14 protein-coding genes are annotated in these 18,460 nt (G+C 48.2%); 4 read left to right on the top strand and 10 right to left on the bottom strand.

The features are described 5' to 3' along the window. Positions 1 to 33: 33 nt before the first annotated feature. The 8 genes from ACTHTA_RS03055 to ACTHTA_RS03020 form a co-directional block, all read right to left on the bottom strand. Positions 34 to 807 carry an SDR family NAD(P)-dependent oxidoreductase gene (locus ACTHTA_RS03055; RefSeq protein ID WP_308887411.1) on the bottom strand — a complete coding sequence of 258 codons (774 nt, stop codon included), beginning with the start codon at positions 805 to 807 and terminating at the stop codon, positions 34 to 36. 89 nt (positions 808 to 896) lie between these two features. Beyond that, the gene (locus ACTHTA_RS03050; RefSeq protein ID WP_004519965.1) at positions 897 to 1,538 is read right to left on the bottom strand and encodes a TetR/AcrR family transcriptional regulator; all 642 of its coding nucleotides are present in this window, start codon (positions 1,536 to 1,538) and stop codon (positions 897 to 899) included. A gap of 18 nt (positions 1,539 to 1,556) precedes the next feature. Further along, positions 1,557 to 2,597, bottom strand: a complete 1,041-nt coding sequence (gene murB, locus ACTHTA_RS03045; RefSeq protein ID WP_308887413.1) for a UDP-N-acetylmuramate dehydrogenase — start codon at positions 2,595 to 2,597, stop codon at positions 1,557 to 1,559. A 70-nt stretch (positions 2,598 to 2,667) separates the two neighbouring features. Beyond that, positions 2,668 to 4,047 (bottom strand): MATE family efflux transporter, encoded by a 1,380-nt coding sequence (locus tag ACTHTA_RS03040; protein ID WP_308887414.1) that lies wholly within the window; start codon positions 4,045 to 4,047, stop codon positions 2,668 to 2,670. A 103-nt stretch (positions 4,048 to 4,150) separates the two neighbouring features. Continuing rightward, positions 4,151 to 4,588 (bottom strand): acyl-CoA thioesterase, encoded by a 438-nt coding sequence (locus ACTHTA_RS03035; protein ID WP_308887416.1) that lies wholly within the window; start codon positions 4,586 to 4,588, stop codon positions 4,151 to 4,153. 26 nt (positions 4,589 to 4,614) lie between these two features. Then, positions 4,615 to 5,544 (bottom strand): LpxL/LpxP family acyltransferase, encoded by a 930-nt coding sequence (locus tag ACTHTA_RS03030; protein ID WP_308887417.1) that lies wholly within the window; start codon positions 5,542 to 5,544, stop codon positions 4,615 to 4,617. A gap of 4 nt (positions 5,545 to 5,548) precedes the next feature. Beyond that, the gene (locus tag ACTHTA_RS03025; RefSeq protein WP_308887418.1) at positions 5,549 to 6,274 is read right to left on the bottom strand and encodes a glycosyltransferase family 2 protein; all 726 of its coding nucleotides are present in this window, start codon (positions 6,272 to 6,274) and stop codon (positions 5,549 to 5,551) included. Between the two features lie 146 nt (positions 6,275 to 6,420). Then, entirely contained in the window at positions 6,421 to 8,187 is a 1,767-nt protein-coding gene (locus ACTHTA_RS03020; protein ID WP_308887419.1) for an ABC transporter ATP-binding protein/permease, read from the bottom strand. Between the two features lie 232 nt (positions 8,188 to 8,419). Between ACTHTA_RS03020 and ACTHTA_RS03015 the strand changes: the two genes are divergently transcribed. The 3 genes from ACTHTA_RS03015 (at position 8,420) to ygfZ (ending at position 12,513) form a co-directional block, all read left to right on the top strand. Further along, complete coding sequence (locus ACTHTA_RS03015) at positions 8,420 to 10,774, top strand: TonB-dependent receptor (RefSeq protein ID WP_308887421.1); 2,355 nt, start codon at positions 8,420 to 8,422, stop codon at positions 10,772 to 10,774. A 199-nt stretch (positions 10,775 to 10,973) separates the two neighbouring features. After that, complete coding sequence (locus ACTHTA_RS03010) at positions 10,974 to 11,537, top strand: peptidylprolyl isomerase (RefSeq protein ID WP_070589226.1); 564 nt, start codon at positions 10,974 to 10,976, stop codon at positions 11,535 to 11,537. Positions 11,538 to 11,655: 118 nt separating this feature from the next. After that, positions 11,656 to 12,513 carry a CAF17-like 4Fe-4S cluster assembly/insertion protein YgfZ gene (gene ygfZ / locus ACTHTA_RS03005; protein WP_308887422.1) on the top strand — a complete coding sequence of 286 codons (858 nt, stop codon included), beginning with the start codon at positions 11,656 to 11,658 and terminating at the stop codon, positions 12,511 to 12,513. Between the two features lie 60 nt (positions 12,514 to 12,573). Here ygfZ and ACTHTA_RS03000 read toward each other — a convergent pair whose 3' ends face one another. Together ACTHTA_RS03000 and alaS are read right to left on the bottom strand one after the other, a co-directional pair. Next, positions 12,574 to 14,004, bottom strand: coding sequence for a hypothetical protein (locus ACTHTA_RS03000; RefSeq protein ID WP_308887423.1), 1,431 nt, complete (start codon positions 14,002 to 14,004; stop codon positions 12,574 to 12,576). 86 nt (positions 14,005 to 14,090) lie between these two features. Beyond that, positions 14,091 to 17,060 carry an alanine--tRNA ligase gene (gene alaS, locus ACTHTA_RS02995; RefSeq protein WP_440364095.1) on the bottom strand — a complete coding sequence of 990 codons (2,970 nt, stop codon included), beginning with the start codon at positions 17,058 to 17,060 and terminating at the stop codon, positions 14,091 to 14,093. Between the two features lie 250 nt (positions 17,061 to 17,310). Here alaS and ACTHTA_RS02990 point away from each other — a divergent pair, with 250 nt between their 5' ends. Continuing rightward, positions 17,311 to 18,441, top strand: coding sequence for a polyamine ABC transporter substrate-binding protein (locus ACTHTA_RS02990; RefSeq protein WP_308887424.1), 1,131 nt, complete (start codon positions 17,311 to 17,313; stop codon positions 18,439 to 18,441). The last annotated feature ends 19 nt before the right edge of the window (positions 18,442 to 18,460 follow it).

Below are 18,460 nucleotides of genomic sequence, written 5' to 3'. Positions count from 1 at the left end.
ATCTGAAACGGATTAATGGATTGAGTCGCAATTTTACAGGCTTAGACCGTCTGCGCAAACGGTATTTACAATTTTGCCGTTGCTTTTGTCATCAACGATGAAATCAGGAGCCGGTAGGCCGAGTTTGACCGCTTCGGCAGTATAAAATTCAGCCCGGCTTGGGTGGCGGGATTCGACAATATTGCGGATACGCTTGCCGTCAGCTTGGCAGGCCGTCTGAAAGAGAACTTGGACGGCAAGGTCTTTATGAAGAATATTGACGGGTTGATTGCCGCCTTGAATGCGTGTTTTTTGAACCAGCTTGGTAACAGGATGACGGTCGGCAGAATAAAGTCCGCCCAGCCGCAGTATGTCGATATGGGGGACGGCGCTTTCAAACAAAGCTTGCTCGACTGCGAGGATTTGACGGGCGGATTCGGTTTGCGGATCGGGAGACGTGGTTTCATCGCATATGCGTGTTTGGTCGCCATACACGCTGGTGCTGCTGGTGAAGATGATGTGTTTTACCTTAGATTGCTCGGCAAGTTGAATCCATTTTTTCAGGGTATCGGCGTAATGGTTTAATGAAGAAGGCGGAAGCAGGCAAAACCATGTCGGCTTGTTGATATGGTTTTGCCACAAGGCCAAACTGTGAAAAATATCGTCTTGATTCAAATCGATAATGTCGAGTTCAATCGGCAGATTGATGTCATCAGAGGTCAGGTTACGTTTGATGGCGGCTACCTGACTACCTTGCTCATAAAATTTTTGTGCCAGCGGCAGGCCGAGATAGCCCAGGCCGAGAATGGAAATATCGGGAAGGTGCATAAATAAAGCATCCGAAAATTAACAGGCCGTCTGAAAATAGCTTTAACTTGGTTAAAGCCACGTTTTCAGACGGCCTTTGTATGGAAGAATTAATGGTTGCTGCCGATTTTTTGGTCGAATTCGGCACGGTGTTCCGGCAGGAGGTAAGGGCGCAACAGGCTGAGTGTGCGGCTGATGCCCCGTACTTTGGAATCTTCGGTCAACTTGGCGCGGCCGCGCAGGGAGCTGTCGAAGTCGAACCAGTATTTTGTCACCATCCACATATTGACGGCAAGGTCGTTCATGGCGGTTTGGTCTGCGCTGATGATGTTCAGACCGTTGAGCTGGGTCAGCAGGTTGACCAACAGCGGGGAAACTTTGGCTTGGGTAAAGGTATTGTGTTCGCCCAATAATTCGGCACTGCGGGCAAGCAGGGTATTTACATCGCTGAAAAGGAAACGGTATTCCCACATCACATCATAAATACCGGCCATGTAGTTGATGGAGTCTTCCACATTAGACGGCAACACGGCTTCGTTAAGGTAGACAAGCAGGGCCTCGCTGTAACGCTTAAACAATTGGACGATGATTTCGTCTTTGTTGCGGAAATGGTAGTAGAGGTTGCCCGGGCTGATACCTAAATGGGCGGCAATGTGGTTGGTGCTGATATTGCGCTCGCCTTCTTCGTTGAATAAGGCGAGGCTGGCATTGATGATTCGTGTGTAAGTGTTGACTTTGGCAATGCGCGGCATGGGATACACTCCTTTGTTTTACAGGCTGTATGAAGTAGGCAGCCAGTTGGGTTCTGCGTGTAATTCTACCTGAAATTGAGTAAATACTGTATTACAAACATATTGTGCCAGCTGGTGGACATCTTGCGCAGATGCATTGTTTTTATTCACCAAAACCAAAGCCTGTCTGTCATGCACTGCCGCGCCGCCGATCTGATGGCCTTTCAGACGGCATTGGTCAATCAGCCAGCCGGCCGCGAGTTTGACCGAACCGTCAGGCTGCGGATAGCGTGGCATAATGGGGTATTGCTGCAACAAATCGGCCGCTTTTTCAGCGCTGACAACAGGGTTTTTAAAGAAACTCCCAACATTACCAAGTACGTTAGGATTAGGCAGTTTACTGTTGCGGATTGCACACACTGCATCGGAAACATCTTTGGCCGTCGCCTCACGGCCTTGGCTCAGTTCGGCAACCGCTGCCGCCAAATCGCCATAGCCCAAGTTCGGCACAAAATGCTCTTTCAACGCAAAGACAACCGAAACAATCACATAACGTCCCTTGCCTTCCTGTTTGAACAGGCTTTCACGATAGGCAAAGTCACAGTCGGCATTGGAAAGCTCGACAAAGGTTTCCGTATCCAAATCAAAGCAGCGTACGCTATGGATAACATCTTTCGCTTCAACACCATATGCACCGATATTTTGTACCGGAGACGCGCCGACCGTACCCGGAATCAGGCTCAGGTTTTCCAGCCCGCTTAAACCCAGTTCAACCGTATGCAAAACAAAATCATGCCAAATTTCCCCGGCTTGCGCTTCGATATAAACCAGGTCGTCTGAATGCTCAATTTCACGAATTCCCTTGTTTTCCATATGAACAACCAGACCGGCGTAGTCCTCCATCAAAAGGATATTGCTGCCGCCGCCGAGCCATAACACAGTATCTCGGTTGAACTCGGGCAGTCGGACGATGTTGCGCAACTCGTCGGCATGTTTGAGTGCGACAAATGCTTGAGCTTGGGCTTTCAGGCCGAAAGTGTTGTAGGAGGTGAGGTCGGTTTGGTATTGGATGGGTTGCATGGGCTTAACTTTAAAATAGGAATTCGTTGATTAAATAGCGTAATCATTGGAGAAAGACTGCTTGTATTTTTCAGACGGCCTTATGCGATTTGATCATCTCTTTACTGCAAAGCTCCAGGCACCATACCAATGCGATGGCGGCAATCGTCAGTGAAACGGTCAGCGCGGTCCAGAAGCCGTAAATGCCCATATCGACATGATAGGCAAGCAGGTAGCCGGGCAACAGGCCGCAGCCCCAGAAAGCGGCGGCATGGATGAACATCGGCATTTTGGTCACTTTATAGCCGCGCAACGCATATGAAGCGATACATTGGGTAGCGTCTGCCAGTTGGAATAGGGAGGCGAAAAATAAAACGGTCGCGGCAATGCCTAATACTGCCGCATCGTTGGTGTATATACTGGCCAACTGGAAGCGAAAGATGACCAAGAGCAGCGCGGTGCAGGTGGCAAGTACCCAGCCCAACACCAGCGAAACGCCTGAAATATAACGCGCCCGCAAAAACTCGCGCCGCCCGAGCGAAAAGCCTACGCGTACCGTGCTTGCAGAGCCGACGCTTTGCGGAACCATATACAAAATGCCCGACAGGCTGATGACGACTTGTTGGGCGGCGACATAATCCTCGCCGAATGGTGCCACCAAAAAGACGATAAACGAAAACGCGCTGGCTTCTAGAAAATAAGACAAGCCGATGGGTGCGCCGATTTTCCAAATCTGTTTGAAAGCCGCCAAATCAGGTTTGCCGATTTTTGCCGTCAAACCAAACGGACGGAAGAATTTTTCTTTGGCGATATAAAGCCACAAAGCCAATGCGCTGAACCAAAATACCGCCGCCGTTGCTACGCCGCAACCTGCGCCGCCTAAAGCAGGCATACCGAATTTGCCGTAAACGAACACATAGTTCAGCGGCACATTCAACACAAATGCCGCAAAGCTGACCAACATAATCACGCGCGGACGGTTCAAGCTGGAGGCATAAGCGTGCAGGGCACGGTGTATCATGGCTGCTGGCATTGCCAAGCTGGTAAAGAACATATATTGCGCCATCGTGTCTTCGACATAATCGTTCAATGTCAGCCAATGACGGAAAGGTATAATCATCGCCCACATCAACAGCATGCCGAATACGCCCAAACACAAGCCAAACCAAATGCCCTGCATTCCTGTTTTGCCAACTTCTTCGGTTTTACCTGCGCCGTATAGCTGGGCAATCATCGGGTTCAATGCCGCCATCACGCCCATAAAGGTAATGTAAATCGTCGAGAATTCGCTGCTGCCCAAAGCCACCGCGGCCAAATCTTCCTTACCTGCGCCACCGGCCATCACCGTATCGACGAAACCAATACCCACTTGCGCCACTTGCGCCAACAGCATAGGCAGGGCGAGGGCAGTAAGCAGGCGGGTTTCTTTTAAGAAAACAGGAAAGGCAAAGCGGTTGAGGTTTAGTAGCATAATTGTGTGTGGATTGAGGATAAAGGCCGTCTGAAACGGAAACTTAAAATTATAAAGGGTAATGCTGATAAGCAGGCAATATGTTATTTAATCTCTAAATTTTTCAGACGGCCTTAAATGTCGGATGTCTTTTTACTGCTTCCAACCAGCTGTCCGGCGTTTGAAACTGCATCAGGCCGTCTGAAAGCGACACTGCGGCTTGGGTAGTTGAAGCGCGGGTCAGTTTTTCGTTGGTTTCAACATCGTAAATGGTGTAATCAATACGCAGGCAGCTTTCGATTTCGACAATGTCCATATCAACGCGGATTTTTTGGCCGAAACGGGCAGGGCGGATGTATTTGAGGTTCATCTGCACAATCGGCCAGCTGTACCCTTGCCGTCCCATTTCGTTGTAGTCGTAACTGATGGAAGACAGAAAAGCACAACGTGCGGTTTCAAGGTATTTGACATAGTTGCCGTGCCACACGATGTGCATGGCATCTACGTCAAAAAAAGGAACTTCGGTTTCAAAGCTGTGTTGGCAGTAGATGTGTTTTTTCATGGTTTAAAAGAGTGAGTGTGATGGTTTCAGACGGCGTCTTCGCCCCAAAAATCATAAAAATTGAACCATTGTAGCGGATTTTGCGCACATTCTTGCGCCAAAATGTCGGCAAAACCCTGCATTGCGTCTTTGACGGAAGCCTCGCGGCTGCCGCGTTTCCAGCTGGAAGTATCGGTAAAGCGGCGCAGTTTCAAATGATAGCGGCCGTTTTGTTTAACGCAAAACAGTGTATTTACCTGTGTTTTTAAAAGCGAAGCCAACAGCCACGCGCCTTGCGGCATAGGGGCGGTATGGCCTAAGAAATTAATGTCGGCGGTTTTCTCGCCGCGTACAGGCACGCGGTCGGCCGCGATGGCAATCCATTCGCCGTTTTCGATACGGCTGTTCAATTCCATCATCAGGGTGGTGTCCAAATCTGTTACTTGAATCAGACGGATATGATCTGCACCGGCTTTTTGCAATGCCTCGTTAAATGCCTGCGCGTGTTTGCTGTGCACCAATACGTTGAGTCTGAAATCTTTATGGTGCGACACCAGCGCACGGCAAACTTCGGTATTGCCCAAGTGCGAACAGGCAAAAATCTGGCCGCGTTCGTTGCGCTTGATTTGCGAATAGATGTCGTCCGGATCTTCAATCACCAAATCTTCATAACGGATTTTGCGTTGCCACACGGCAAAACGGTCGCAAACCGCTTCGCCAAATGCGATGAATTGTTTGAATACGCTGTGTTTCGGCAGGACGATATGGGGAAAGGCCGTCTGAAGACGGGTTTGATAGCGTAAGACATGGCGGCGCGGTTTGGGCGCGGTTGCATAAAAATACAGCACCACAAACCAAATGCACGGTCTCATGAAAAAAGCCGGCAGATAGCGCACCATCAATGTGGTCAGAGTGAGAAACAGGCGGCTGCCGCGTTCGGGCTGCGCCGCCCAATGGGTTTGTTTATTATCGGTCATGGTTTCAGACGGCCTTTCCGAAAACTTTACCTAATCGGTGTTTCAACATGCCGAAAAACAGCCGTGTGTGCATTTTGCTGATGCGGACATTGTCGGCAAAGGCATCGAAGTGGGACACGCCGTCGGCGGCGTATTGGACGGGTGTTTTAATCCAAACCGGTTTGACGTCGCGCCAGTACAGGCGGATAAGGATTTCCGTGTCGAAGTCCATGCGGTCGCCTACGGTTTCTTCGCGGACAACGGATAGCGCGGGTGCAAGCGGATAGAGGCGGAAGCCGCACATACCGTCTTTGATGTCGCATGACCAAGTGTGCAGCATATTCCAGAAATCGGTAATTTTGCGTCCGTAAAGCCGTGCTTTGGGCGCGTCATCGCCGTATTGCGGCCAGCCGCAAACAACGGCTTCGGGGTTTTGTTCTGCTGCGGCGAGGAGTTTGGGTGTGTCGCTCAAGCAATGCTGGCCGTCTGCATCAACCTGTAAGACGTGGGTATAACTATGTTCTTGAGCGTATTCCAAGCCGGTTTTGACCGCTGCGCCTTTGCCGCCGTTGATGGGACGGTAAAGGACATCAATGCCGTCTGAAACCAAAGCCTGCAATACAGGTTTGCATTCTTCGCGTGAACCGTCGTCCACAATTAAAACGTTTAAACCGAAGCCGCGCATGGTTTGGGCAACGTGGCTGATGGTGGTCGGATGGTTGTAATGTGGAATAAGGGCCAGGGTTTTCATAAATATTTTTTAGACGACGTTAACACAGTGCAGAGTATAGCAAATAAACATGCCATGGCGTTTGAAAAGGCCGTCTGAAACGGCGATGACAAAATCGTTGGATTTCGTTTTTCACTGTTTCAGACGGCCTTTGGTATGCCATTAATTCAGCATTCTACATGACCGACATCGAGGCATAAATCATGGAATTCGTTGAGCGTGCTGCGGTGTCCGATGCTGATGATGATGCTGTCGGGCAGTTTTTGCTTTAGGGCACGGTAGAGCATGGCTTCGGTCGGTTCGTCCAAAGCGGCGGTGGCTTCATCGAGCAGGATGACTTTGGGCTGCGAGAGCAGGGCGCGGATGAAGGCGACGCGTTGCAGTTCGCCGGGGGAGAGTTTGTGTTGCCAGTCGTCGGTTTTATCCAATTTATCAATTAGATAACCTAAGCGGCAGGTGTTCATGGCTTCGGCTAGTTCGGGATGCTGTTTGTCGATGTTGGGGTAACAAATCGCGTCGCGCAGGCTGCCTTGCGCCGTATACGGGCGTTGCGGCAGGAAGAGGATGTCTTGATGCGGCGGACGGCTGACTTTGCCGCTGCTGCCGAACGGCCAAAGCCCCGCCAGCGCGCGCAGCAGCGAAGTTTTGCCGCAACCGCTCGGGCCGCGTATCAGCAGGGAATCGCCGCTTTTGAGGTTGACGTTGATGCCGCTCAACAGGATTTCGCCGTTGTGGCGGAACAGGGCGACGTTTTCCAGCGAGAGGTCGTCTGAAACTTCGGTAATGTCGGGTTGCTGCGCGCTGTGTTGTTCTTCCGTACTCAGCAAAAATCCGTACAGACGCTCCAGTCGGGCGCGGTAGGCGGTGAATTTGTTGTAGAACATCCGAAAGAAGGACAGGGCGTTTTGCAGTCGGGCGAAGGCTTGGACGGTCTGCTGGATGTCGCCGATTTTGATTTGTCCGGCAAACAGGCGCGGGGCTTGCAAAATAATGGGGAAGAGCTTGATTCCGTTGGTAAACATGTCGTTAAAGCCGCTTAAGCAGACGCTTTGGCGGGCGATGCGCCAACGGTTGCGGATGATGGCTTTGAAGCGGTTGGCAAGCTGGTCGTGTTCGTGTTTTTCGCCACTGTAAAACGCCACGCTTTCGGCGTGGTCGCGCACGCGGATGAGGGAGTAACGGTAGTCGCCGTTGAGCTTTTCGTTTTCATAGTTGTAACGAATCAAAGGGTTGCCTATCCACATGGCGATAAAGGTCGCCAAAATCACAAAGATAAAGACGAACCAAACAATGCCGCGCGGAATGTCAAAGCCGAATACGGTCAGGATGCCTGCCAAGCCCCACAAAACAACGGCAAATTCCAGCGAGGTAACGACCGAATTGACCATGCCGCGCACAAATTCGATGGTCGAAGCGATGAAATCCTGCGCGTCCTGTTGGATACGCTGGTCGATGTTGTCCGGTGCATGGCGGCGCATTTGCAGGCGGTAGTAGTTTTTGTCGGCAAGCCAGCGCGAAGTCAAAACTTCATTGAGCCGCTCCGACCATTTAATCGCCAAGCCTTGATCGAGAAAATCGTTGACGACGTTGTTAAACGCCCGTATCAACACCACGCCCGCGTTCATCGCTGCAAACATCCAAAACGCGGAGGCGTTCAAATCCTGCATCGAATCGTAAAGCCCTTTGGACATAAAGGTACTCAATACGTTCAGCCGTACTTCGGTTAACAGCAGCGTAATCATCGCCGTAATCAGCAGCAAAACTTTGACGGTACTTTTCGGCGTCAGGCACAGGCGCAGGATATAGGCAAACTCGCGCCCGAAGCGCGTTTCGCGTGCCAAAAACAGAATCACCGCCGAGGCGGCGGCGACCATCAATAAGGTCTGTAACAGCCAAGACGGCGTGGAATAAAGCTCGATTTGCCATTTTTGCATGAGGTGTTCTCTGAAAGGAAGTAAAGGCCGTCTGAAAGGACGACAAATTTATTTGACTATGGTAACTGTAATAATAGTTTTCCGAACTGTTGTATTTTTTGTTTTTACAAACGGTTCTTATTTGTTTTTATGGAAAGCGGAAATCTTATCAAATATAATCGCAAAACTAAATTACTTTGTAATTCTTTACCCGATATAAGAATTATTAATATTTCAAATCAGAAGGTATTTTATGAACAGCAAATTAGCCCTGATGCCGCTTGTGGTTGCAAGCGCATTCGCCTACGCCGCCGATGAAGCCACTTCTGCTCCCGAAGCATATGCAGAAGTGCAGGAAGTCAAAGTCCAAGCCAACGCCAAACGCGTGAAGGCTGCGCGCTCGTATTCTATTGCTAGTGACGGCGATATGCGCGACCGTGTGAATTTGGGTGTGTTGGGTAAAGCCAATGCCTTTACCGCTCCGATTACTGTCGTCAATTACGACGAAAAAGCCCTCAACAATACCGAAGCGCGTACTTTGGTGGATGCCGTAGCGAAAAAAGACGCTTCGACTTGGCAGTTTGGCGGTGAAAGCAACACCTTGACCGGTCTGTATTTCCGCGGCTATCAGCTTGATGCGCGCCAATTCAGCGTCAACGGTTTGGCAGGTATGTACGGCACACAAGGCACGGCCAGCGTGCAAGTCGGCTCCGCGCAACTGATTAAAGGCGCATCCACCGCCGTAAACGGCATGGACCCTGAAGGCGCGGTATCCGGTTCCGTCAATATCGAAACCAAAAAAGCCGCCGACGAAGGTAACCGCAAAATCGGTTTGGGCTGGTTCAGCAACAACCGCGCCCAAGGCACATTCGACTTGGGCCAACGCTTCGGCGAAAACAAAGAATTCGGCGTGCGCGCCAATGGAAAACTGCGCCACGGCGATACCCCGCGTCACGGCTACAGTGAAGACAACAAAGAATTTGCTTTGAATGCAGATTATCGCGGCGAAAAACTGCGCGTAGCGCTCGACTCTATCTACGCAAAACGTAAAACTAACGGCGGCCGCGCGCGTATGCAGGATATTCAAAACCTGCAAGGCCGTCTGTTTGATGCACCTGACGGTAAGACCAACCTGCTGCCTTCTTGGAACTGGCAAAATACCGTCGGTCAAACCAATATGCTGACTTTCGAATGGGATGCGTTTGAAAATGCGCAAATTACCGGCGGTATTGGTTACAACAAAGCGCGTTATTACGGTACGCTGATTTCTCCGACAGTTTGTAATTCATATGCTGCTCGTACTCGTCTTATAAATTCAAACGCTACATCAACGACACAATGGGATTCAACAACTTCAAGTGCTAAAGCATGTGCTGATGGTCATCAATATACGACCGGTACGGTACGTCTGACTGACCAGTATTTCCGTACCTTGAGTATGAATTTGTCCGCACGCGGCGAGTTTGAAACCGGTCCGGTCAGCCACAACTGGAGCACTGCCTTCGACCGCATCATCCGACAACGTGCCACTCTGCGCGGTTCGGCGGCAGGCAGCAGCAGTGCCGTGATTAAGACAAACGGTGATATTGCAGCGCAACTTGATTCTTTCCAACCTGACTATGCAACCGATTGGGAAAGCTCTGCCTATCTTGATGCCAACATCAAAGTCAACAGCTTAGCCTTGTCTGATACACTGGGCTTTGCCGACAACAAATACCGTCTGACTTTGGGCGGCCGCTATCAATATGTCGAATACACCGACAAGACACCGGCTCAAAAGGGTAAACCGGTTCAAAGCGGCGATGCCAAACGCTTCAGCCCGATGCTGATGGCCGCATGGGTGCCGCAACCTGATTTGGTCGTTTACGGCAACTATATGGAAGACTTGGAGCCTGCCGACATCAAAACCGATGATTCCGACGAAACTACGATGTCCAAACCTCGTGTCAGCCGTCAGTTTGAAGTCGGCGTGCGCAAAAACTGGGGTAATTTCGTGACCACGTTGAACGCGTTCCAAATCAAACGTCCGGGCTACTGGCGCGGTCAGACCAATACCAACGGCAGCCTGACTTACGGCAACAATTCTGATTTTGCCCGCTATAAAGCCCAAGGCGGCGCGTCCGGAGACGAACAAGGCATGGAACGCAGCCGCGGTATCGAGTTCAACACCTACGCGAACTTGCTCAACAATACTTTGCGTCCGACTTTGGGTCTGATGTATCTGCAATCGACCGTGAAAGACTACCCAAATTCACGCGATATGCTGGTTAACGGCGTACAAGTCGCTAACCCGCGCGTGATTGCCAAAGCAGGCATTGAGTGGGACACCCCGTTTGCCAAAGGCTTGACCCTGAACGGCAACGTTTCGTATTTCGGCAAGTCTTACCAAGACACGCAAAAACAATACGCCTTCCCGTCCTATACCTTGGTTGACGTAGGTGCGCGCTACAAAACCAAGCTCGGCAAAAACACTCTGACCGTCAGCAGCTCGGTAGAAAACCTGTTCAACAAAAACTACTGGCAGGTACAGCGCGGCAAATTCGACCGCAGCTTCGCCGTCGTTGGTATGCCGCGCACTTACTGGCTGAAAGCGGAATTGGATTTCTAATCTGATTTCGGTTTGACTGTAATAGCAGGCCGTCTGAAAAGGAATGATAAAAAGCAAGAATTTGGTTTTTATCCCTTTTCAGACGGCCTGATTTGATTGCCTTATGTTTTTTGCTTGAAAAATCTTACATGTTTTTTATGGATTTCACGCGAAACAAGGTTAATATTCCATTTTCACAATACATTATTCGAGAAGACATATGAAAAAATCCATCAAACTGACCCTGTGCGCCCTCGCACTCTCGCTTTCCGTGCAAGCGCAAGCGGTTACCCATGCCGTGATTGAAACCAATATGGGCAACATCCAACTGGAGCTGGATGAAGTCAAAGCGCCGAAAACCGTGGCAAACTTTGTCAATTACGCCAAAAAAGGTTTTTACGACAACACGATTTTCCACCGCGTTATCGACAATTTTATGATTCAAGGCGGCGGATTTACCGAGAATATGGTTCAAAAACCCACCGATAAAGCCATCACCAATGAAGCATACAACGGCTTGAAAAATAATGTCGGCACCATCGCCATGGCGCGCACCGGCGATCCGAATTCAGCAACCAGCCAGTTCTTTATCAATACAGCAGACAATGACTTTTTGAATTTCAAAAGCAAAACCCCTCAAGGCTACGGCTATGCTGTTTTCGGTAAAGTTACTTCCGGCATGGACGTCGTCCGTAAAATCAGCAAAGTAAAAACAGCGACACGCGGCTTCCACCAAGATGTTCCAACCGAAGCCGTGATTATCCGCAAAGTCAGCATCAAATAATTTTGATTGTTTGAACCTAAACAACAGGCCGTCTGAAACATTCAGACGGCCTGAATTTATTTGATAATAAGCAGCAATTTGGGCGATAATTCAGCATCTACAATTTAAGGAGTCGATTATGCAAACCCGCCTGCCTTTTTTCGGCGTTGTCCGTGTCAGCGGTGAAGACAGAGCTTCATTTCTTCATGGTCAATTATCCAATGATATTAATAATTTAGCTATCGGTCAGGCATGTTACGCCACATACAATACGCCTAAAGGCCGTGTGTTGGCGAATATGTTGGTCGTCAATCGCGGAGAAGATTTACTGTTGGTCATGGCGCAAGACCTGGCCGAAGCCATCGTCAAACGCCTGAGAATGTTCGTCTTGCGTGCAAAAGTCGTCTTCGAGCTGATGCCTGATTTAGCAGTCAGCGGCGAGTTGGCAGACAATGCAGAACCTCATCCTGCTGCCGAACCGCAACTGTCTTTCCCAGCTCAAATTCAAGAAAACACCATAGAAATTGCCTTGCCGCACACAGGCCGTCTGAAAATTTCAGCAGCTGAAAACGCAGCCGAATATCAATCAGGAGCCGAAAACGCGTGGAACCTGCACGAAATCCGCAGCGGCTATCCGTGGATTTGCGCCGCAACCAAAGAAGCGGCTGTTGCCCAAATGCTGAACCAACACATCATCGGCGCAGTCCATTTCCGTAAAGGCTGCTACCCCGGCCAAGAAATCATCGCCCGCGCCCAATACCGAGGCCAAGTCAAACGCGGTCTGACCGTATTAAGCGGCGATTCTTTAGAAGCCGCCGGTATTGCCGTCAAAGTCGGCGAAGAAGAAGCAGGCGTCATCCTTAACACGGCACTGACTGAACAAGGTAGCCTCAGCCTTGCCGTGATCAAGTTTTCCGCAGTAGAAGCAGCATTGACCGATGCAGACGGCAATGCTTTGAAACAGGAAGAACTGTTTTTTACGGTTGAGCAGGAATAATTAGCTTTAATATCAAAGATTCAAATAAAAGGGCGTGTGTGAATTACGCCCTTTGAAAATTTATTTAAAAATTTTATTTGCTACATCTCGTGAGAAATTTTTACCTGCACGATAATCGCTACTTGTTTTAGAAATGGGTGCAGTGTATCTGTCATCATTGGAAAAAACAAATTTATGATGTTTCCCTTCATCTGAATGTTCAAACCCTAAATTTTTTAACTCCTCTAAAGTCTTAGGAGTCATTTTTTGATAATCATTCATAATACGTTTAAGTCTATCTTGTTTTATGATTCGAAGATCTTTTTTTTCATCTAATTTATTATGATTAAATAAGTCATACAATATATGATATTTTCTAGAATCCTTTATTGTGTTATTTTCCAAAGTATACTTTAAAGCATCTACTACAAAACTTCGGATTTCATAATCGTATAAATCTTGTTCGTTTCCATAGTTTAAGACTCCTTGAGAGCGACTAAAATTAGTAGAATTTAATCTTCGATTTTCTGCTTCTAGCTTTGCAATTTCTTTATTTGCCTCTTTTAGTCTTTCTTCTTTGATTCTTAATTCATCATCAAATGCATTAATATATTCTTCTACGTTTACATCAGTAGAATTTTTTCTTAATTGATCAATTCTTTGTTTTGAAATACATTCTTTTAAATATAACCAATTGCATTGTGTTGTCTGTCTTTTGTTTAGTAATGCTTGAATAATATCTTCTTGAATATTACGTTCCAGCTTATTCGGTGTATTAATAGAATCAGTAAGGAAATATGATTTTCGTCCATTTTGAGGCCAGTAAACGCCAATTGTACCATTAAATACATTTTTAGCATTTGAGAGGCTTCTTAATTTCATAGAGAATTTACGGCTTGGTTCTACAATTACATGCGCATTTCCAGAAAGATTTTTAGCAATTTTTTTGTAATCTATTAGATGTTGATTTAATTCAGGATCATAGCTAATGTAGACAATAGGCAAAATATTTTCTGCTGCATCTTGAATCAATGCTGCAGCGATTTCTTCTTCACCTTCTTTTAAAAGAATTGCCTTATCTGAGACAGGAATTTGTCCATCCATGCCTCCACTATATTCTTTTAGAATTTGTTTAATAATATATGGCTTTTTAGCCTTAGGTATTTGCAAGGAGGCTTGAGATAGTTCGCAACTTAATTGAATACTAATAAAATGTTGGTTATGATTTTTAGACGAAACAATAGTTGTCACCCAAGTAGTATTATCTTCGTCTTGTTTTGAGAATCTAATCCCTCCAATTGAAGAAGATATATTTGGAAAATTTGCATATCCAAATTCTACTTTTTCATTTCCTTTTTCAATAATTTCATCAGTTTTGTCAAGTAGTCCATTAAAGTCATCTTTTGATAAGGTGTAATGCTTACTACCAATAATCCAATCGCACGCTAATTGCAAAATTTTTTTTACTTCTAAATTATCAGGTAATGGAAATTCAAAAGAGTGAATTAGCATATGTATCCCTTTATTGTTAAGAAAATATTACAATGCCAATCAAATGGTAATTTTTGATTGGCATATTTAAAATTCATTAATTTAGATTAAATGAGTTTTTCACTTACCCAATTTTCGATGCTTGCCAATGTTTCAGGCAATTTGTCGGCATCTGTACCACCGGCTTGAGCAAAGTCAGGACGGCCGCCGCCTTTGCCGCCGACTTGTTCGGCTGCAAATTTAACCAGATCGCCTGCTTTGACTTTGCCAGTCAACGGTTTGGATACGCCTGCGCACAGGGAGACTTTGCCATCATTGACTGCGGCGAGCAATACGATGGCTTGTTCTGATTTGCCGGTTAAATCGGTCACGATTTCGCGCAGGGCTGCGGCATCGGCTTCGATTTGGGCGGCAACGAGTTTGGCTGAACCTAAGTCTTTTGCATCGTCCAAGAGTTTGGCGCCTGCGTGGACGGCGAGTTCGGCTTTGGCGCGTGCCAATTCTTTTTCCAATGCTTTGGCGTGTGTCGCGCCTGCTTGGATTTTTGCCAGTACGTCTTTTTCAGTTTGGGCTTTGGTTTCGGCAATAATGTCTTTAACCAAGCGTTCCTGCTCTTGCGCCCATTTGAGTGCGTTCAGGCCGGTGATGGCTTCGATACGGCGCACGCCTGCGGCAATACCGCCTTCGCTGATGATTTTGAAGAGGCCGATGTCGCCGGTACGCGAAACGTGTGTACCGCCGCACAATTCGGTAGAGAAACCGCCCATTTGCAATACGCGCACTTCGTCGCCGTATTTTTCGCCGAAGAGCATCATGGCGCCGGTTTTTTGGGCATCTTCCATGCTCATAATAGCTGCGTTGACGGCAACGTTGGCCAAAATGGCTTCGTTGACGCGACGTTCGACTTCGGCGATTTCTTCGGCAGTTACTGCTTGAGGATGGGAAATGTCGAAACGGGTGGATTCGGCGGTAACCAAAGAGCCTTTTTGTTCAACGTGTTCGCCCAATACATCGCGCAGGGCTTTGTGCATCAAGTGGGTCGCGCTGTGGTTACGCATATTGGCATTGCGGATTTCGTCATCCACTTTGGCGGTAACGCTGTCGCCGACTTTCAGACGGCCTGAAGTTTGTATGCCGAATTGGCCGAATACGGCTGCTTTGATTTTTTGGGTATCGCGTACTTCAAAGCGGTTTTCGCCTGCGAAGATATAGCCGACGTCGCCGACTTGACCGCCGGATTCTGCGTAGAATGGGGTAAAGTCGATAACGATGGCGCCTTCGTCGCCTTCGTTCAATTCATTGACTTGTTCGCCGTCTTTGTAGAGGGCGAGAACTTTGGATTCGGTTTGGCGTTCGCTATAACCTTTAAACTCGGTGTCTTGACCGTCGTAAGGCAGTTGGGCGTTGGCTTTGAAGCTTTGTGCGGCGCGTGCACGTGCACGTTGGGCTTCCATTTCGCGCTCGAAGCCTGCTTCGTCCAAATCGATACCCAATTCGCGCGCCATGTCGGCGGTTAGGTCGTAGGGGAAACCGTAGGTGTCGTAGAGTTTGAAGATGTGTTCGCCGTTCAATTTTAATGTTTCTAATTGACCTTTCTGTTGATAATAAGTAATCAACGAATTACAAAAAGAATAGAAGCGCAAACTATTCCAATCATTGCTAAGGATTAGGTGTGCAGTTTCATCAGTAGGAAAAATATTAATACCAATTCTTCCATCTGTTAATCTCACTGGCATAGCATAAATTTTTTCATTTACGTTCCCCATAGGAGCGGGATAATCCACGCTAGGGTGTTGATTTGATATATAAGGAATTTCAGCACTTCTTCCTACAAAATTTCTTGTACTAAACATATCAAGATCAACATCTTCAACAGGTGTAACCTTAAATTCTTTCGCCAGAAGATCAAAAATTTGATTGAATTTCAATTCATTATAGACTTGGTTGAACAAGCCCATGCCTTTTTCCAGCGTTTCGCCGAAGCGGCTTTCTTCCGCGCGCAGGGCTTCCATAATTTGCGTCTGCTTCTCTTTCAACTCGGGATACGCGTCGCCCATCGCTTTGACCAAATCAGGCACGAGTTTGTAGAAAAACGCTTGTTTCTGACCAAGTTTATAACCGTGGCGCACGGCGCGGCGGATGATGCGGCGCAATACGTAGCCGCGGCCTTCGTTGGAAGGCAAGACGCCGTCTGCGATCAGGAATGAGCAGGAGCGGATGTGGTCGGCGATGACTTTCAGGCTGGGTTCTTCCATGCTGAATGGTGCGCCGGTTTCGCGGGCAACGGCTTTGAGCAGGTCTTGGAACAAGTCGATTTCGTAGTTGCTGTGAACATGCTGCATAACGGCGGCCATGCGCTCCAAGCCCATGCCTGTATCAACGGAAGGCTTAGGCAGCGGATTCATATTGCCTTGTTCGTCGCGGTTGAACTGCATGAATACGCAGTTCCAAATTTCAATCCAGCGGTCGCCGTCTTCTTCAGGGCTGCCCGGAATGCCACCCCAGATTTCTTCGCCGTGGTCGTAGAAAATTTCGGAGCAAGGGCCGCAAGGGCCGGTGTCGCCCATTTGCCAGAAGTTGTCGGATGCGTATTTCGCGCCTTTGTTGTCGCCGATGCGGACGATGCGCTCGGCAGGCATGCCGATTTCGTTCAACCAGATGTTGTAGGCTTCGTCGTCTTCTGCATAAACGGTTGCCAAGAGTTTGTCTTTAGGGATGTTCAACCATTCCGGGGAAGTCAGGAATTCCCAAGCGAAGTGGATCGCGTCGCGCTTGAAGTAGTCGCCGAAGGAGAAGTTGCCCATCATTTCAAAGAAGGTGTGGTGACGGGCAGTGTAGCCGACGTTTTCCAAGTCGTTGTGTTTGCCGCCTGCGCGTACGCATTTTTGCGCGGTAGTGGCGCGGTTGTAGGGGCGTTTGTCAAAGCCAAGGAATACGTCTTTAAATTGGTTCATGCCTGCGTTGGTAAACAGCAGCGTGGGGTCGTCGTGTGGCACGAGCGAGGAGGAGCGGACGATGGTGTGGCCTTTAGATTCAAAAAATTTCAGGAATTTTTGGCGTAGTTCGGTGGTTTTCATAATGTCTCGATAAATTTTTTACAAGGATTTCAGACGGCCCGGACGGCGCGTTGCGATTAAAAACGAATGGGCGTTATCTTACCGCAAAACCATATTTCAAGCTATCGGCAGAAAGGTTTTAAGTTGGCTGCAACTCATCTTTCAGACGGCCTCAAGCGGGACGATATCTTTTAACAATGAAGCCTATCCGCTCGGGCTTGCCTGCTTTATAATGCCTCTCTATTTTCAACCGGATACGCAAGGAATGATAATGACCAAACATCTGCCCCTCATCGTACTGACTGCGCTGGCACTGGCCGGCTGCGGCGGCTCGGACAAAACTTCTGCCGACAAGGCGGCTCAAACCGATAATCAAAAGGTATTGAGCATTTACAACTGGTCGGAATATGTCGATCCTGAGACGGTTGCCGCGTTTGAGAAAAAACACGGTATCACAGTAACTTACGATGTATATGACAGCGATGAAACGCTGGAGAGCAAGGTATTGACCGGCAAGTCGGGTTACGACATCGTGGGTCCTTCCAATGCGTTTGTCGGTAGGCAGATTAAGGCAGGTGCGTATCAGAAAATCGACAAATCCCTGATTCCCAACTATAAAAACTTGAATCCTCAGTTGATGAAGCTGATGGAAGGCGTCGATCCGGGGCATGAATATGCGGTGCCATTTTATTGGGGTACCAATACTTTCGCCATCAATGTCGAGCGTGTGAAAAAGGCTTTGGGTACGGATCAGCTGCCGGATAATCAATGGGATTTGGTGTTTAACCCCGAATACACGTCCAAACTCAAGCAATGCGGCATCAGCTATTTGGACAGTGCGGCGGAAATTTATCCTATGGTGTTGAACTATATGGGTAAAAATCCAAACAGTAGCGAAACGGCGGATATTAAGGCGGCTACTGAAGTTTTGAAGAAAAATCGTCCGTACATCAAGCGTTTTACTTCGTCCGGTTTTATCGATGATTTGGCGCGTGGCGATACTTGCGTAACAATTGGTTTTGGCGGCGATTTGAACATTGCCAAACGCCGTGCCGAAGAAGCAGGTGGCAAGGAAAAAATCCGTGTGATGATGCCGAAAGAAGGCGTGGGGATTTGGGTGGATTCGTTTGTGATTCCGAAAGATGCCAAACATGTGGCCAATGCCCATGCGTATATTAATGATTTCTTAGATCCTGAAGTTGCGGCGAAAAACGGCAATTTTGTTACTTATGCGCCGTCCAGCAAACCGGCTCAAGAGCTGATGGATGAAGAGTTTAGAAACGACAATACGATTTTCCCGACCGATGAGGATTTGAAAAACAGCTTTATCATGGTACCTATCCAACCTGCGGCGTTGAAATTTATGGTCCGCCAATGGCAAAGCGTGAAAGCAGGGACATAAGCTGATTGGGACGTATTAA

The sequence above is a fragment of the Neisseria sp. P0013.S005 genome, assembly GCF_051958425.1.
In the GTDB taxonomy this organism is placed as follows: domain Bacteria; phylum Pseudomonadota; class Gammaproteobacteria; order Burkholderiales; family Neisseriaceae; genus Neisseria; species Neisseria subflava.
The sequence above is the reverse complement of the archived record's forward strand: the minus strand, read 5'-3'. Positions and strand labels throughout refer to the sequence as shown.

What these genes read in the sequence shown, in the direction of transcription:
- ACTHTA_RS03055 (WP_308887411.1), bottom strand. Translation starts at nt 807, where the DNA reads ATGCACCTTCCCGATATTTCCATTCTCGGCCTGGGCTATCTCGGCCTG.
- ACTHTA_RS03050 (WP_004519965.1), bottom strand. Translation starts at nt 1,538, where the DNA reads ATGCCGCGCATTGCCAAAGTCAACACTTACACACGAATCATCAATGCC.
- murB (WP_308887413.1), bottom strand. Translation starts at nt 2,597, where the DNA reads ATGCAACCCATCCAATACCAAACCGACCTCACCTCCTACAACACTTTC.
- ACTHTA_RS03040 (WP_308887414.1), bottom strand. Translation starts at nt 4,047, where the DNA reads ATGCTACTAAACCTCAACCGCTTTGCCTTTCCTGTTTTCTTAAAAGAA.
- ACTHTA_RS03035 (WP_308887416.1), bottom strand. Translation starts at nt 4,588, where the DNA reads ATGAAAAAACACATCTACTGCCAACACAGCTTTGAAACCGAAGTTCCT.
- ACTHTA_RS03030 (WP_308887417.1), bottom strand. Translation starts at nt 5,544, where the DNA reads ATGACCGATAATAAACAAACCCATTGGGCGGCGCAGCCCGAACGCGGC.
- ACTHTA_RS03025 (WP_308887418.1), bottom strand. Translation starts at nt 6,274, where the DNA reads ATGAAAACCCTGGCCCTTATTCCACATTACAACCATCCGACCACCATC.
- ACTHTA_RS03020 (WP_308887419.1), bottom strand. Translation starts at nt 8,187, where the DNA reads ATGCAAAAATGGCAAATCGAGCTTTATTCCACGCCGTCTTGGCTGTTA.
- ACTHTA_RS03015 (WP_308887421.1), top strand. Translation starts at nt 8,420, where the DNA reads ATGAACAGCAAATTAGCCCTGATGCCGCTTGTGGTTGCAAGCGCATTC.
- ACTHTA_RS03010 (WP_070589226.1), top strand. Translation starts at nt 10,974, where the DNA reads ATGAAAAAATCCATCAAACTGACCCTGTGCGCCCTCGCACTCTCGCTT.
- ygfZ (WP_308887422.1), top strand. Translation starts at nt 11,656, where the DNA reads ATGCAAACCCGCCTGCCTTTTTTCGGCGTTGTCCGTGTCAGCGGTGAA.
- ACTHTA_RS03000 (WP_308887423.1), bottom strand. Translation starts at nt 14,004, where the DNA reads ATGCTAATTCACTCTTTTGAATTTCCATTACCTGATAATTTAGAAGTA.
- alaS (WP_440364095.1), bottom strand. Translation starts at nt 17,060, where the DNA reads ATGAAAACCACCGAACTACGCCAAAAATTCCTGAAATTTTTTGAATCT.
- ACTHTA_RS02990 (WP_308887424.1), top strand. Translation starts at nt 17,311, where the DNA reads ATGACCAAACATCTGCCCCTCATCGTACTGACTGCGCTGGCACTGGCC.